This window comes from Microvirga zambiensis WSM3693 (genome assembly GCF_016735695.1).
In the GTDB taxonomy this organism is placed as follows: domain Bacteria; phylum Pseudomonadota; class Alphaproteobacteria; order Rhizobiales; family Beijerinckiaceae; genus Microvirga; species Microvirga zambiensis.
Genome location: NZ_JAERQD010000006.1, coordinates 89789 through 105332, shown reverse-complemented (window position 1 = coordinate 105332; position 15544 = coordinate 89789). Strand labels below are relative to the sequence as shown.

14 protein-coding genes are annotated in these 15544 nt (G+C 65.0%); 5 read left to right on the top strand and 9 right to left on the bottom strand.

The features are described 5' to 3' along the window. Positions 1-88 precede the first annotated feature (88 nt). From JKL46_RS06955 to JKL46_RS06925, 7 genes are all read right to left on the bottom strand, one after another. Complete coding sequence (locus JKL46_RS06955; protein ID WP_201831227.1) at positions 89-1132, bottom strand: NAD(P)/FAD-dependent oxidoreductase; 1044 nt, start codon at positions 1130-1132, stop codon at positions 89-91. Positions 1133-1303: 171 nt separating this feature from the next. Beyond that, positions 1304-1618: a 2Fe-2S iron-sulfur cluster-binding protein gene (locus JKL46_RS06950; RefSeq protein WP_201831225.1), complete on the bottom strand. Its 315-nt coding sequence runs from the start codon at positions 1616-1618 to the stop codon at positions 1304-1306. A 136-nt stretch (positions 1619-1754) separates the two neighbouring features. Beyond that, positions 1755-2471 (bottom strand): ABC transporter ATP-binding protein, encoded by a 717-nt coding sequence (locus JKL46_RS06945; protein ID WP_210381290.1) that lies wholly within the window; start codon positions 2469-2471, stop codon positions 1755-1757. Beyond that, on the bottom strand, positions 2468-3244 hold the full coding sequence (locus JKL46_RS06940; RefSeq protein WP_201831223.1) for an ABC transporter ATP-binding protein: 777 nt from the start codon (positions 3242-3244) through the stop codon (positions 2468-2470). Before JKL46_RS06940 ends, JKL46_RS06945 begins: the two co-directional genes overlap by 4 nt. After that, on the bottom strand, positions 3241-5088 hold the full coding sequence (locus JKL46_RS06935; RefSeq protein ID WP_201831221.1) for an ABC transporter permease: 1848 nt from the start codon (positions 5086-5088) through the stop codon (positions 3241-3243). Before JKL46_RS06935 ends, JKL46_RS06940 begins: the two co-directional genes overlap by 4 nt. Positions 5089-5091: 3 nt before the next feature. Further along, positions 5092-5520 (bottom strand): endonuclease domain-containing protein, encoded by a 429-nt coding sequence (locus tag JKL46_RS06930; protein ID WP_246529191.1) that lies wholly within the window; start codon positions 5518-5520, stop codon positions 5092-5094. Positions 5521-5596: 76 nt separating this feature from the next. Next, on the bottom strand, positions 5597-6802 hold the full coding sequence (locus JKL46_RS06925; RefSeq protein ID WP_201831219.1) for an ABC transporter substrate-binding protein: 1206 nt from the start codon (positions 6800-6802) through the stop codon (positions 5597-5599). Positions 6803-6976: 174 nt separating this feature from the next. Between JKL46_RS06925 and JKL46_RS06920 the strand changes: the two genes are divergently transcribed. From JKL46_RS06920 to JKL46_RS06905, 4 genes are all read left to right on the top strand, one after another. After that, positions 6977-8170 (top strand): amidase, encoded by a 1194-nt coding sequence (locus JKL46_RS06920; RefSeq protein ID WP_201831217.1) that lies wholly within the window; start codon positions 6977-6979, stop codon positions 8168-8170. Between the two features lie 71 nt (positions 8171-8241). Further along, positions 8242-9123, top strand: a complete 882-nt coding sequence (locus JKL46_RS06915) for an SMP-30/gluconolactonase/LRE family protein (RefSeq protein WP_201831215.1) — start codon at positions 8242-8244, stop codon at positions 9121-9123. A 5-nt stretch (positions 9124-9128) separates the two neighbouring features. Further along, positions 9129-10130: an aldose epimerase family protein gene (locus JKL46_RS06910; RefSeq protein WP_201831213.1), complete on the top strand. Its 1002-nt coding sequence runs from the start codon at positions 9129-9131 to the stop codon at positions 10128-10130. Between the two features lie 87 nt (positions 10131-10217). Beyond that, the gene (locus JKL46_RS06905) at positions 10218-10394 is read left to right on the top strand and encodes a hypothetical protein (protein ID WP_201831211.1); all 177 of its coding nucleotides are present in this window, start codon (positions 10218-10220) and stop codon (positions 10392-10394) included. A 29-nt stretch (positions 10395-10423) separates the two neighbouring features. Here the strand turns inward: JKL46_RS06905 and JKL46_RS06900 are convergent, their stop codons facing one another. Together JKL46_RS06900 and JKL46_RS06895 are read right to left on the bottom strand one after the other, a co-directional pair. Then, a complete protein-coding gene (locus JKL46_RS06900) occupies positions 10424-12502 on the bottom strand; it encodes a M3 family metallopeptidase (protein ID WP_201831209.1) in 2079 nt (692 codons plus the stop codon). A gap of 72 nt (positions 12503-12574) precedes the next feature. Then, complete coding sequence (locus JKL46_RS06895) at positions 12575-13336, bottom strand: dienelactone hydrolase family protein (protein ID WP_246529190.1); 762 nt, start codon at positions 13334-13336, stop codon at positions 12575-12577. 189 nt (positions 13337-13525) lie between these two features. Between JKL46_RS06895 and JKL46_RS06890 the strand changes: the two genes are divergently transcribed. Further along, on the top strand, positions 13526-15541 hold the full coding sequence (locus JKL46_RS06890) for an AI-2E family transporter (protein WP_201831207.1): 2016 nt from the start codon (positions 13526-13528) through the stop codon (positions 15539-15541). Positions 15542-15544: the final 3 nt, after the last annotated feature.

The following is a 15544-nucleotide window of genomic DNA, read 5'->3' as shown; positions in this document are numbered from 1 at the left end:
TTGTCTTTTGCCGCATTTTTTTACGGCGAACCGGATCCACTTCGCCGAAAAATGCTCTGAGCGGCGGCGACGATCGCCGCCGGCCCGGTCAGGCCGCGACGCCGAGCTTCTTCTGCAGGCTGGTCGACGACGTCGTGTATTGGAACAGGAGCTTCTTCTCCGGATAGACGTAGCGGTGCACCTTCTGCGCCGCCAGCGCGCCTTCGTGGAAGCCGGAGAGGATGAGCTTGAGCTTGCCGGGATAGATGTTGATGTCGCCGATGGCGAAGATGCCCGGGACGTTGGTCTCGAATTTTTCCGTATCGACCGGAACCAGATTCTCGTGCAGGTTCAGGCCCCAATCGGCGATGGGGCCGAGCTTCATGGTGAGCCCGAAGAAGGGCAGCATCACGTCGCAATCGACAATGTGTTCCGAGCCATCGTCCTTGCGGATCACGGCGCCCTCCAGCACCGGCGCTTCGCCCTTGAGGGTGGTCACCTGGCCGAGATGCAGGTCCATCTCACCGGAGGCGACGAGGGAGCGCATTTTCTCCACCGTGTGCGGCGCGGCGCGGAAGGCGTCACGGCGATGGAGCAGAGTGAGGCGCTTGGCGATCGGCTGCAGGTTCACCGTCCAGTCGAGCGCGGAATCGCCGCCGCCGACGATGAGCACCTTCTTGTTGCGGAACATCTCCATCTTGCGCACGGCGTAGAACACGCCGGTGCCCTCGTAATCCTCGATATGGTCGATCGGCGGCTTCTTCGGCTGGAACGATCCGCCGCCGGCGGCGACGATCACCGCCTTGCAGGTGAAGGTCGTGCCGTTCTCCGACGTCTTGACCCTGAACAGCGGCGCCTCGGGCGTGCCGATGGATTCCAGGCTCTCCACCATCTCGTTGAGGTGGAAGGTCGGATGGAACGGCTCGATCTGCGCCATCAGGTTGTCGACGAGGCCCTGGCCGGTCACCATCGGGAAGCCGGGAATGTCGTAGATCGGCTTCTCCGGATAAAGCTCGGCGCATTGGCCGCCGACCTTCGGCAGGATGTCGATGAGATGGCATTTGATGTCGAGGAGACCGAGTTCGAATACGGCGAACAGGCCCACAGGCCCGGCACCGATGATGACGACGTCCGTTTCGATATGGTCGGTCATGAACAGGCTCCTTCGAGAGACGGCCTTCGCAAAGCACGGTCTCCCAGTCTTGGCAATGTGGCAGGCTGAGCGGATGAGGATCCGGCGGATCCTCATCCGCTCAGCAGACTTTTTTGACGCATTTTCGGGCGGCGAACCGGTGTCCACTTCGCCTGAAAATTCTTGTGACAGTCACGCTCCCGTAGGAGCGAGGGTGACCTCCAGGCCGTCGAGTTCGGGGGTCCAGAGGATCTGGCAGGAGAGGCGGGAATTCGGCTTCGTCACTACCGTGTCGAGCTGGTCCTCTTCCTCGTCGGTGGGAGGATAGAGCCTGCCGAGCCAGTCCTCGGCGACGAAGACGTGGCAGGTGGCGCATTCGCAGGCTCCGCCGCACAGGCCCTCGATGGGCAGACCCCAGTCCCGGATGATCTCCATCACCCGCCAGCCCTCGATGGCCTCGAGGGTATGGCGCTCGCCGGCGCGGTCGGTCACATGGATGACGCCCATGAAGCGGGAATTCCTCTTTAAAACTCTTCTGGGATGTGGCGCGGACGGGGCGCCGGATGGCTGCATATCGTCCTTTCGGCCCGTTCCGTCAACGGTTTAGCCTGGGGTTTATGGTCTCGGGCCCGAGCCGTGGCTTCTAAACTCCAAGGGTCTCCGTCCGCAGCCCCTCGTCGGCGACGAGCTCGGCCATGGAGCCCTGGAACCGGATCTCGCCGCGCTCGATGACGCAGGCCCGGTCGCCGATCCCGGCGGCGAAGGCCCAGTTCTGCTCGGACAGCAGCACCGCCACCCCTTCCGCCTTCATGGCCCGGATCGCATCGGCCATCATCTGGACGATGACCGGGGCGATGCCCTCGGAGGGCTCGTCGAGCAGGATCGCGTCCGGATTGCCCATGAGGGTGCGGGCAATCGCCAGCATCTGCTGCTCGCCGCCGGACATCTGGTTGCCGCGCCGCCCGCGCATCTCGGCGAGATTGGGAAAAAGCCGGAACAGACGCTCCGGCGTCCAGGGCGCGCGACCGGCGACCGCCTCGCGGCGCCCGGTCTCCAGGTTCTCGTCGACGGTGAGATCGGTGAAGATGCGCCGGTCCTCGGGCACGTAGCCGAGCCCCAGCCGGGCGATCTTGTAGGTGGGCAGCTTGCCGAGGGTGTGACCCTTGAAGGTTGCATGGGTCGCGGTGGCCGAGATCAGGCCCATGATCGCCTTCAGCGTCGTGGTCTTGCCGGCTCCGTTGCGGCCGAGGAGGGCCACGACCTCTCCCGGATAGAGGTGGATAGACAGGTCGAAGAGCACCTGCGCCCGGCCGTAGAAGGCGTTGAGGTGCCTCACATCGAGCAGCACATCGCGTTTCATGCGGGGGCCAACCCTTTCGGCCGCTCCAGGGCGTGGTCATCGCCGAGATAGGCCCGTCGCACCTGCGGATCCCGGCGGATCTCATCCGGACTGCCTGCGGCGATGATCTGGCCGCGCAGGAGCACGAGCACCCGGGCCGCATGGCCGAAGACCACATCCATGTCGTGCTCGGTGAAGAGGATTCCGATGCCCTGCGAGGCGGCGATGGACGCGGTCAGGTCCATCAGTGCAGCCCGCTCGCGCGGGGCCATGCCGGCGGTGGGCTCGTCCATGAGAAGGAGCTTTGGCGCTCCCGCCAGCGCCACGGCAAGCTCCACCCGCTTGACGTCGCCATAGGCCAGCGCCGAGCAGGGAATATCCGCCGCCTCCGCCATGCCGACCTTGGCGAGAAGCTCCATGGCCCCGTCGCGATGGCGCTCCCGGGCAGGCGACCAGAGCCTGCCGCTCTGCCGGCGGGCGCTGATCAGCGCCATCTGCACGTTTTCGACCGTGCTCATGGAGAGAAAAGTCTGCGCCACCTGGAAGGTACGCCCGACGCCGCGGCGAAAGCGGGCCTGCGGCGAAGCGTGGGTGATGTCCTGCCCGTCGAGCAGGACCTTGCCGCGATCGGCCTTCAACTGTCCGCCGACCATGTTGAAAACAGTCGACTTGCCGGCCCCATTGGGGCCGATGATCGCCAGCATCTCGCCGCGCTCGACGGTGAATGTCACATCGCGCGCCGCTACTACGCCGCCGAAGGACTTGTGCAGGCCAGTGACGGTGAGAAGCGTCATGCGCGCTGCTCCTGCCAGTGCCGGATGGTGCCGACGAGACCGCGCGGGAAGAGCAGCACCATGGCGATGATGCTCAAGCCCAGCACCAGGCGCCAGTACGACGTGAGTGGCATGATCTGGTCACGCAGGAAATGCAGCACGCCGGCGCCGATGAGTGGCCCCGTGACGGTCTGAATGCCGCCCAGCAGCAGCATGGTGAGCGCGTCCACCGAGGTCGAGATGCCGAGAAGGCTCGGATCCACCGAGCCGCGTGAGAAGGCATAGAGGCCGCCGGCAAGCCCGGCGGCGGCTCCCGAAATCATGAAGGCGAGCCAGCGATGCCGGCGGATCCTCAATCCGATCGCTTCCGCACGGGCCTCCGAGTCGCGGGCGGCGCGCAGGGCATAGCCGAAGGGCGCGTCGATGATGCGCCTCAAAAGCAGCACAGTCACGAGGGTCAGCGCGGCGGTCAGGGCGTAATAGGGCACGGGCCCGCTCGCCCATTGTGAGGGCCATACGCCGACGATGCCGTTGTCGCCGCCGGTCACGTCGACCCATTGGAAGGCGACCGCATAGAGGATCTGCGCGGCAGCCAGCGTCATCATGGCGAGATAGATGCCGGACAGACGCACCACGAAGGCGCCGATCAGCATCGCGCCTAAAGCCGCCAGCGCGAGCCCAAGGGGCAGTGCGGTCTCCATCGAGGCGCCGTACCATTTCACCGCCAGCGCCGCGCCATAGGCGCCGAGCCCGAAGAAGGCCGCATGGCCGAAGCTCACGAGCCCGCCGACGCCGATGAGGAGCTGCAGGCTGAAGGCGAAGAGCGCGAAGATCAGGATCTCGGTCGCGACCTTCAGGAGATAGGCATCCGCGACGAGCGGGAAGGCGGCGAGAGCCGCGATCACGACGAGCAGGATGTAGGTTCGCCCGGGCAGCGGCTTGTGGCTTGCAATGCCGATCGCATGGGTGCCGCCCACGATTTCGGCGCGCCCGAAGAAACCGTAGGGCCGGATCGCCAGCACCACGGCCATGAGCAGGAACACGACGACGAGGGTGCTTTTCGGGAAGATCAGGATGCCGAAGGCCTGCAGCTGTCCGATGACGAGCGCCGCGAGAAAGGCCCCCGGCACGCTGCCCATGCCGCCGACCACGGTGACGACGAAGGCCTCGGCGATGATCGACAGATCCATGCCCGCATGGGCCGAGACGCGCGGGATCTGCAGCGCGCCGCCGAGGCCTGCGAGGAATGCGCCGAGAAACAGCGTGCCGGTGAACAGCATAGCCTGGTTGACGCCAAGCGATGCGACCATGTCGCGATCCTGCGTTGCCGCCCGCACCAGCACGCCGAACCGCGTCCTGCGCAGGAGAAGCCAGACCAGCCCCAGCACGACGGGGCCGGCCGCGATCAGCACGAGTTCGTAAGATGGGAAGCGCCGTCCGAGAATTTCGACCGGTGCACGCAGGCCAGGAGCCCGTGGCCCGAGAATATCCTCCGGCCCGAAGATCTGGATCACGAGATCCTGCACCACCAGCACCACGCCGAAGGTGGCGAGGAGCTGAAAAAGCTCCGGCGCGCCGTAGATGCGCCGCAGGAGCAGCACTTCGATGATAACGCCGATGATGCCGACGATGAGCGCCGAGAGCAGGATGCCGGCCCAGAAGGAGGTGGGGCCGAAGGAGAATTCGAGCAGCCGCGGCACGAGGGTCGCGGCCGTGTAGGCGCCGATCATGTAGAGCGAACCGTGGGCGAAGTTCACGATCCGCGTGACGCCGAAGACGATGGTCAGGCCGCAGGCGGTGATGAAAAGTGATGAAGCGCTGGAAAGGCCGCTCAGCGCCTGAACGGCGAGGAAGGAGGGATCCATGGTCTACCCTCCCCTTGAGGGGGAGGGTCGGCCGTCAGGCCGGGGTGGGGTGGGAAGCGCAAGCGCTTCCGATTGAGGCGAGCCATACAGGGCCGCGTAAATGGTATCGAGAACACCGTTCATGTTCTCGGTCAGCTCGGCGTTCCAGAACCGGATGACACGATAGCCTTCTTGTTCGAGCCAGCGGGTCCGGGCTTCATCCTTGGCTATGATGTCGTCCTGCGAATGTTGCCCGCCGTCGAGTTCGATGAGAAGACGTGCTTTCAGGCAGGCGAAATCTGCAACATAAGGACCGATGGGAACCTGGCGGCGGAAATGGCTTCCGTAGACCGGGATGCGCTTCAGGGCGCGCCAGAGGGCTTGTTCCGCCTCGGTGGTTTTGGAGCGGAGTTGCTTTGCTCTCTCACGTCTGAAGCGGCTGATGTCGGCCATGATCGCTTTCTGTTGTGGTGCCACCCCACCCCGACCTACGGTCGACCCTCCCCCTCAAGGGGAGGGTGAAGGCGCGTCAATCCTTCCGCACCGCCTTCACCTCGCCCTCGGTTGGCATGAACGAGGTGCCGTCCTTGTAGGCCCAGTCCGTCATGCCACCCGCGGCGCCTTTCAGCGCGAGCTTGCCGACCCAGGCGCCCATCGAGGACTGATTGTCGATGCCACGCATGGTGACGGGACCGACGACGGTGTCGAACTTCGCGTCCTCGAGCGCCTTGATGAGAGCCTCCGTGTCAGTCGAGCCGGCCCGCTCGATGGTGTCGCGGATCATGTAGACGACCATGTAGCCGAGGAGCGAGCCGAGACGCGGCGTGTCGTTGTACTTGGCGCGGTAGGCGTCGACGAAGGCCTTGTGCTTCGGCTCGGTGATCTGGTCCCAGGGATAGCCCGTCACGGTCCAGCCTTCCGGCACTTCGTCCTTCAGGGGCAGGAGCCATTCGGGCTCGCCGGTGAGAAGCGACAGAACGGTCGCCTTTTCGAACAGGCCACGGGTGTTGCCTTCGCGGACGAACTGGGTGAGGTCGGGGCCGAAGAGCACGTTGAAGATGCCGTCGGGCTTGGCCTGCTCGAGCGCCGAGACGGTGGGGCCTGCCTCGATCTTGCCGAGCGCCGGATATTGCTCGGCGACGATCTCGGCGCCCGGAATCCGCTCCTGGATCAGGCGCTTGAACGCGGCGGCCGCTGACTGGCCGTATTCGTAGTTCGGCGCGACGATGGCCCAGCGCTTCGCACCGGAGGCCTTGGCTTGGTCGACCAGCATGCCGACCTGCATGGTGTTGTTGGGCCGGATGCGGAAGGTGTAGCGGTTGCCCTGGCCCATGGTGATCGCATCGGTCAGCGGCTCGGCTGCGATATAGACGATCTTCTTCTGGTTGGCGAAATCCGCCATGGCGACGCCGACATTCGACAGGAAGGAGCCGAAGAGCAGGGATACGCCCTCACGGCTTACGAGTTCGTCGGCCACGCGGGTGGCGTCGCCCGTGGTCGCGCCGTCCTCGCGGGAGATGATCTCGAGCTTGCGGCCGAGGACGCCGCCCTTGGCGTTGATCTCGTCGAGCGCCAGCTGCCAGCCGTCGCGGTAGGGCACCGTGAAAGCGGCCTGCCTGGCATAGGAATTGAGCTCCCCGATCTTGATCGGAGCGGGCTGAGCCTGCACGGCGGGAGATCCGAGCGCGAGCGCCACTCCAAGGGCCAGCCAGCGGATCGTCGATGTTGTCGCCATTGTGCGTTCCTTGAAAACGAGAACCTGCGTGGATTTAGGGCCAATCGCACCGGGAAGGAAGACGAAAACTGCCGAGCTTCACCAAATCCTGCGGTTCCTCAAATCCTGCCTTGCCCCCGGCGGGAAGAGAGTGACACATTCGCGATCCCCTCGTCCCCGTGGTGTAGTGAATCCATGCTCCTCGACCGCGACCCCGCCCATGCCTTCATGCCCTATCCGGCCGTTCCGGTCGCCAATGCCCCGAACGGGCCGCTGTCGGGCCTGACCTTTGCCGCCAAGGATCTGTTCGACGTGGCGGGCTACCCCACCGCCTGCGGCTCGCCGCACATGCTCGCCATGTCCGGCATCAAGATGCGCACGGCGCCGACGGTGCAGAGGCTCCTCGATGCCGGCGCCCGCCTCGTGGGCAAGACGATCACCGACGAACTCGCCTTTTCCATGAGCGGCAAGAACGCCCATTTCGGCACGCCGGTGAACGGAGGCGCGCCCGATCGGATCCCCGGTGGCTCGTCCGCGGGCTCGGCAGCCGCCGTCTCGAACGGGCTGTGCGACTTCGCCCTCGGCACCGATACGGGCGGCTCGGTCCGGGCGCCGGCGAATCATTGCGGCCTCTTCGGCATCCGGCCGACCCATGGCCGGGTCAGCCTCGAACTCTGCCACGATCTGGCGCCGTCCTTCGACACCTGCGGCTATTTCACCCGCGATGGCGCCACTTTCGTGCGGGTCGGCGAGGTCCTGCTCGGGCCGGATCCCTCGCCCCTGCCGGAAAAGCCCCGGGTGCTGCTGGCGAGGGACGCCTTCGCTCTGCTCCACGCGGATGTGCGGGAGGCGCTCGCGCCGGCGCTGCGGCAGGCGGAGGCCGTACTCGGGCAGCCGGAGACGGTCGATGTGGCCGTGGAAGGGTTCACCGCGCTCTACTGGGCCATGCGCTATATCCAGAGCCGGGAGGCCTGGATTGTCGATGGGCCGATGATCGAGCGCTACCGGCCGCCCCTCGGTCCCGGCGTGGCCGATCGGTTCGAGTTCTCGAAGGCCGTCACCGATGCCCAGGTGGTGGAATCGCAGGTGATTCGGGCTGCGTTCCGCAAACGATTCGGCGCCCTCCTCGGCAGCGACGCCGTCCTGATCCTGCCGACCATGCCGGATGTCGCGCCGCTGCTGTCCGAGAGCGACGAGGCCCTGAACGACTACCGCAACAACGCCCTGAACCTGCTCTGCCTGTCGGTCCTGACGGGCCTGCCGCAGGTCTCGATCCCGCTCGCCTCCCGCCTCGGCGCGCCGCTGGGCCTGTCGATCATGGGACCGGCGGGCTCCGACATGAGCCTTGTCGCGCTCGCACGTCGAATCGCAGAGACGCCCGCATCCTGAGGGGACCCATCGCGCCCAGCCGGAGTTACCGGCAGGGCAAGGAAGCACGCGAACTGCCAAGGGGAAGCGACATGACACATCCAGCCGTTCATCCGCAGACGCCGCATGTGGCGGTGGCCAGCGCCTGCATCCTGGGCGAGGGCCCCGTCTGGGATCATCGCTCGAACACGCTCTTCTGGGTCGACATCAAGAATCCCGGCATCTGGCGCTACCAGCCGGAAGCAAAGGAGCATTTCCGCATCGACGCGCCCGAGCGAATCGGCTTCATCGCGCTCACCCCGGACGAGGACGAGGTCATCGCCGGCTTCAAGTCGGGCCTTGCCCGCTTCAATCTCCGGACGGGCGCGGTGCAGCCCATCGTGTCCCCGGACAAGGACAAGCCCGATAACCGCATCAATGACGGCCATGTCGGGCCGGACGGCGCGATCTATTTCGGCACCATGGACGACGAGGAGAAGACCAAGTCGGGTGCTTTCTGGCGCTGGGACGGCAAGGCGCTGACTCAATTCCATTCCGGCATCATCGTCACCAACGGGCCGGCCTTCAGCCCGGACGGGAAGAAGCTCTATGCGACCGATTCGGTCGACTGCACGATCTATGTTCTCGACGCTCAAGGAGGCCGGATCGGCAAGCCTCATCCCTTCGTCCGCTTCGGCGAGGGATGGGCCCATCCGGACGGCATGGCGGTCGATGCGGAGGGCTATGTGTGGGTCTGCCATTGGGGTGCTTCGCGCATCTCCCGCTTCGCGCCTGACGGATCGGTCGAGCGTGTCGTGCCCGTTCCGACCGCGCAGGTCACGAAATGCGCCTTCGGCGGGCCGGATTTGACAACGCTCTACATCACCACCGCCGCCATCGGCCGCGACCCGCATCTCGACGTGATGGCAGGGCATCTCTTCCAGGTCGAAACCGGCGGCATCCGCGGCCTGAAGGCTCATTTCTTTGAGGGATAGGCAACATGACGATCGAGCGCTTCGGAACCCTCAATGGCCAGGACGTCCTGCAGGTCACGCTCAAGGGGCCCGACGGGATGGAGGCGAAAATCCTGACCTGGGGCGCCGTGGTGCGCGATCTCGTGGTGCCGCTTGCGGATGTTCCCCAGCGCGTGGTGCTCGGCCTCAACTCCATCGAGGATTACGTCGCCCATTCCCCCTATTTCGGCGCCATCGTTGGGCGCTACGGCAACCGCATCGGCGGGGCGCGATTCACGCTGGACGGGGAAACATATGAACTCGATGCCAACGAGGGCAGGAATCAGCTTCATGGCGGCAGCATGGGCTTCGGCACGCGCCTCTGGGGCATCGTCGATCACACGCCCTCCAGTCTGACCCTGGGGCTCGTCTCGGAGGACGGCGACATGGGCTATCCCGGCCGCGTTGTCGCGACCTGCACCTACACGCTCCGAGAACCTTCGCGACTGCAGATCGCGCTCGAGGCGACGAGCGACAGGCCGACGCCGGTCAACCTCACCACCCACGGTTATTTCAACCTCGACGGCAGCCCCGATATCTCTGCGCATGAATTGACGATCGCCGGCGACTACATCACGCCAACCCAGCCTGACCTCATTCCTACCGGTGAGATCCTGATTGTTGCCGGCACGGATTACGACTTCACTGCCGCGCGTCCGGTGCACGGGGCGCAGCACACCCTCTACGACATCAACTATGTGCTGCGCGGGCCCTATGGCGAGCTTCGCCACGCGGCGACCCTGGCATCGCGCAGAAATGACCTTTCCATGGAGCTCTGGACCACCGAGCCCGGCGTCCAGTTCTACGATGGACACCTGATCGACATCCCCGTGGAAGGGCTGGATGGCGCCAAGTACGGCAAGCATGGCGGCCTCTGCCTGGAGCCGCAGCGTTTTCCCGACGGCCCCAATAAAGCCCATTTTCCGGAGTCTATCGTGCGCCCCGGGCGGGTCTCCCGACAGGTCAGCGAGCTGCGGTTCTCACGTTGATCGAAGGAACTTCGCCCAAGCGTAGGTGTTTTTCTTCACTGGCGTTGCGTTTCCGAACGAACACGAATCAGAAGGGAAAGGCCGTCCATGCCGGTGCTCGATGCGAAAGCCCTGGAGATCGATCCGCAAGGAGCGGCTTTCCTGAAGAGCGTCCTGCGACCGCTTCCGGCACCTCAGGTCTCGCCCAAGGAAACGCCGCGAATCGGCAAGATCCGCTTCTACGCCATGAAGCGCTCGCGCGAGTTCACCACCGGGACGGCGTGACGGGCCGGATCCGGCCCGTCGACTTGACCTCAAGCGTCTTCGACCACCGCCACCAATCCGCGCTTGGCCAGAAGTGCGTCTGCCGTAGGCAGGCGTCCGCGGAAAGCCGTGTAGGCTTCGGCGGGGTCGCGCAGATTGCCGGCTGAGTAAATGAATGTTTTCAGCTTGTCCGCCATCTCCTTGTCGAAGGCGTTACCCGTCTCCTCGAAGGCGGTGAAGGCATCCGCATCGAGCACCTCCGACCAGAGATAACTGTAATAGCCCGACGAATAGCCGTCGCCCGAGAACACATGCGTGAAATGCGGCGTGCGGTGGCGCATGATGATCTCGCGCGGCATGCCGATCTTCTTCAGCGTCTCCGCCTCGAAGGCCGAGACGTCGAGATTGCTCAGATCCTTGCGGCGATGAAGCGCGAGGTCGACGAAGGCGGAGGCGAGATATTCGACCGTGGCGAAGCCCTGGTTGAAGTTGCGCGCAGCCATGAGTCGTTCGAGCAGCGCTTCGGGGATCGGCTCGCCGGTTCGGTAATGGGTGGCGTAGCGGCGAAGGATGTCCGGCTGCGAGAGCCAGTGCTCGTAGAGCTGCGACGGCAGCTCTACGAAATCCGTCGATACGGCCGTGCCGGCCAGGAGCGGATAGGTCACGTTCGAGAGCAGACCGTGCAGGCCGTGGCCGAATTCATGGAATAGCGTGCGCGCATCGTCGAAGCTCAGGAGCGATGGTTCGCCCGCTGCGCCTTTCGAGAAGTTCATCACGTTGACGATGATCGGGCGGATGTCGCCCGAGAGCTTTTCCTGCGAGCGGAAGGCGCTCATCCAGGCGCCGCTGCGCTTGGAGGGCCGCGCGAAATAATCGCCGATGAAGGTGCCGACAGGGTTGCCCTGCGCATCCTTCACCTGCCAGGCGCGGATATCGGGATGATAGCGCGGAAAGTCCTTCAGTTCCTCGAAGCTCAAGCCGAACAGCCTTTGCGCCGTTTCGAACGAAGCCTCGATGATGCGGTCGAGCTGGAAGTAAGGCTTGATCGTCGCCTCGTCGAGATTGTGACGCGCCATGCGCACCTGATCCGCATAGTAGCGCCAGTCCCACGGCTCGATGGCGATGTTGTCGCCGACCGACTGCGCCTGGGCCTGCAGGTCGTCGCGCTCTTCTTTTGCCCGGGCAATCGCCGGTGTCCAGACATCGTCCAGGAGCCTCGCGACATTGTCGGGCGTCTTCGCCATCGTATCGGCGAGTTTGAAATCGGCGAAGGTCTCGTAGCCGAGAAGCTTCGCGCGTTCTGCGCGCAAGGCCGCCGTCTCGGCGATGATCGCCTTGTTGTCTGTGGCATTCGCATTGTCGCCGCGTGCCGCCCAAGCCCTGAAGGCCTGCTCGCGCAGGTCGCGCCGCTTGGAGAATTGCAGGAACGGCTCGATGCTGGAGCGGGAGAGCGTGATGACATGCTTGCCCTTCAGGCCGCGCTCCTCCGCCGCCTGAGCGGCCGCCTCGCGCAGGAAGGATGGCAGGCCCTCGAGATCCGTCTCTCCGTCGAGAACAAGCTGATAGGATTTTTCATCGGCCAGCACGTTCTGCGAGAATTGCGTGCCGAGGCTTGCCAGCCGCTCCGTGATCGCGGCGAGTCGCTTTTTCTCCTCCGGCCCGAGCTTCGCCCCGGCGCGCACGAAGATGGTATGATAGCGGTCGAGAACGCGGGCCTGCTCGGGGGCAAGGCCGAGGCTGTCGCGCTTGCTGTAGAGCGCCGCCACGCGCTTGTAGAGCGCCTCGTTCATGAAGATGCTGTTGCGGTGCTTGGCGAGAATCGGCGCCATCTCGCGCTCGACGGCCTGGATCGCATCGTTGGTATGCGAGCCGGCGAGATTGAAGAAAACGCCGCCGACTTTTTTCAGTGTCCGCCCGCTTTTCTCCAGTGCCTCGACGGTGTTGGCGAAGCTGGACGACTCCGCATTGTCCGCGATGGCGGCGATCTCGGCCTGCTGCTCGGCGAGTGCCGTGTCGAAGGCAGGCTTGTAGTGCTCCGGCGTGATGCTCTCGAAAGGTGGAAGGTCGAAGGGCGTGGTCCACTGCGTGAGAAGGGGATTGCCTGCGAGAGCCGCGTCTGAAGCCGTCATGATCGCTCCTGCTTCCTGAAAGAGGGGCCTAGTCTTAATCGCCTCCGCCGCCTGCGGGAAGGGGCCCAGCATTCACGGGCGCTGCAGTCCGGCGAGATGGCGCTCGAGAAACGCGAGGGATCGGGCGGTCGCATCGACCTCGGCCGCGCCTCTGAAGCCGTGGCCTTGGCCGGGATAGACCTTGATCTCATGCGGCACATTCTGCTGGCGCAGCAGCGCCTCGACGGCATAAGCGTTCGACACGGGCACGATGGGATCGGCCGATCCATGGAGCACCAGAGTCGGGGGCAGCCGGGAGGTCGTGGCGATCGCACCCTCCGGCAGCGGGCCGAAATAGCTCACAAGCGCCTTCACGCGGCTGTCGGAGCCGGCCACGGCAAGCCCAAGGGCGGCGCCGAGTGAAATCCCGATGATGCCGACCCGGCGCGGATCCGCACCGGAATGATCGGAGGCGAATGCCAGCGCATCCTGCACAGTCTCCCTCCAGGACACGAAATTCTGGAAGAGAGTCCCGAACGAGGCCCGCCTTTCGCCCGTGCGGTCGAGATAATGCACGAGATGCACCTGGTAGCCGGCGGCAGCCACATTCCGAGCGCCCTCGCGGTATCGCGTGTTGGCGCTCAGGCCGTCCGCGCCATGCAGCATGAGAATGGCAGGTCGGGATGAGGTTCCGGTTGCCTGAAAGGTCTCGACGGCGACGGCCTTGCCTCCGCTCTTGAAGCTGTTGCGTTGGGCGGTGACAGGCATTGCGGTCGATTGGTCCTGTTGGGCGTGGGCGGCCGAAGAGGCAGCGAGGGCTGCACCGATCAGGAGATGGCGTCTGGTGATCGACATGGAGGCCGGAGCTGAAGAAGGGATTGTCGTTATCTCGATGAGATGGGACCTGATTCCCGCGCGTGCAGATGGCAAAAGGTCCCAGCTCGCTCCGGGACAAGCTTTGCTGTCGCGCTCAAGGATCGTTTGGCCGTCGAGCACGTTGTTTAGGGCGGCGAGATCGGCTCCCCGCTTGTAGAGATCGACAGAATGCGTCCCACGCCCTCGGTATCCCCTTCGGAGACGGAGATCCAGCCTCCCGGCGTTCCAGGTCTTTCCGGATTGCTGACGCTCGCCGTCGGCGTCGTGGTGCTGGCCGCGCTCTATGTCGGGCAGGACGTGTTCCTGCCTGTCGTGCTGGCCATCCTCCTCGCCTTCGTGCTGGCGCCCTTCGTGGAGGTGCTGCGCCGGTGGCGTCTCGGCCGGGTGCCGGCGGTCATCATCGCGGTGCTCGTTGCCCTCGGCATCATCGTCTCCCTTGGCGCAGTCATCGGCTTTCAGCTGGCCGGTTTGGCGAGTGATCTGCCGCGTTATCAGACCACTATCGAGACCAAGGTCGGCTCATTGCGCGAGGGCACCCTTGGAAAGCTGCCGCAAATTCTGAAGGACTTCGGCCGGCACTTCGACCGTGCGGTTGCCGAGCCTCCGCCGCCTCAGGCGCCGGCCTCGTCAGGGCCGAACGCACAGACGCCTCCGGAAGCATCCGGCCCTTTGCCGGTCGAGGTGCATGAGCCGGATCCGACGCCCGCCCAGATGGCGCGGGACGTGCTGCTGCCTGTGCTCGAACCGCTCGCCACCATGGGCATCGTCTTCGTGGTGCTGATCTTCATCCTCATGCAACGTGAGGATCTGCGCGACCGCATGATTCGCCTGTTCGGAGCGAGCGATCTCCATCGTACCACCGTGGCGATGGATGATGCGGCGCGCCGGCTCAGCCGCTACTTCCTAACCCAGCTTGCCCTCAACGCTGCCTTCGGCGTCGTGGCCGGCATCGGCCTGTGGCTGATCGGGGTGCCGAGCCCGGTCCTGTGGGGCGTTTTCGCCGCGCTGATGCGCTTCGTGCCCTATATCGGCTCGTTCGTCGCTGCCCTGCCTCCGATCCTGCTGGCTGCAGCAGTCGATCCAGGCTGGTCGATGGCGCTCATGACCCTGGCCTTGTTCCTGATCGGCGAGCCGCTGATGGGGCATGCGATCGAACCTGTCGTCTATGGACAGAGCACGGGCCTTTCGCCTTTCTCCGTCGTGATCTCGGCGATCTTCTGGACCTGGCTCTGGGGGCCCGTCGGTCTGCTCATCGCCACGCCGCTGACCCTGTGCCTCGTGGTGCTCGGGCGGCACGTGGAGCGGCTGGAATTTCTAGACGTGCTTCTTGGCGACCGGCCCGCTCTCACACCGGCGGAAAATCTCTACCAGCGCATGCTGGCGGGAGATCCGGACGAAGCGCTGGAATCGGCGGAAGTTCTGCTGAGAGACCGTTCGCTCACATCCTATTACGACGAGGTCGCCCTCAGGGGCCTGCAGCTTGCCGCGAACGATGCGACGCGCGGCGTGCTGACTCAGCGCCAGCTCGATCAGGTCAAGGATGTGACCCGCGCGCTCGTGCAGGATCTCAGCGGTCACGACGATGTCGAGCCGCATCCGCAGGAAACCGAAGACGAGCCGGTTGCGCCGCCGGAGAGTGAGAAGCCGGCCAACAAGCAGCCTGCAGTTACGAAGCCGATTCCGGAGGCGCGCGGAATTCCGGAAGCCTGGAAGGCGGAAGGGGCGATCCTCTGCGTCGCCGGTCGCGGACCGCTCGACGAGGCTGCCTCCGAGATGCTGTCGCAGCTCCTGAACAAGCACGGGCTCGGCACCCGCGTCATTTCTCACTCGGCCGTCTCGCGTCGGGAGATCTTCAATCTCGACATGACCGGCGTGCAGATGGTGTGCATCAGCTATCTCGAGATCAGCGGAACGCCGGCGCATCTGCGCTATCTGCTGCGCCGGCTGAAGCAGAAGGCGAAGGCACCGACGCTGGTGGGTCTCTGGCCGGCGGAAGACGCGGTTTTGAAAAGCGAGCCGATGCGCGCGACGCTCGGCGCGAATTACTACGTTTCGTCGCTGAGGGATGCCGTGGTGCAGTGCCTCAAGGTCGCAACCGACGAGGAGAAACTGCCGGAGCCGGCCAATTCGCAGAATGCGGAGCAGGCAGCGACCGTCAATACCCGACTGCCGCTGCCCGCGTAGGGT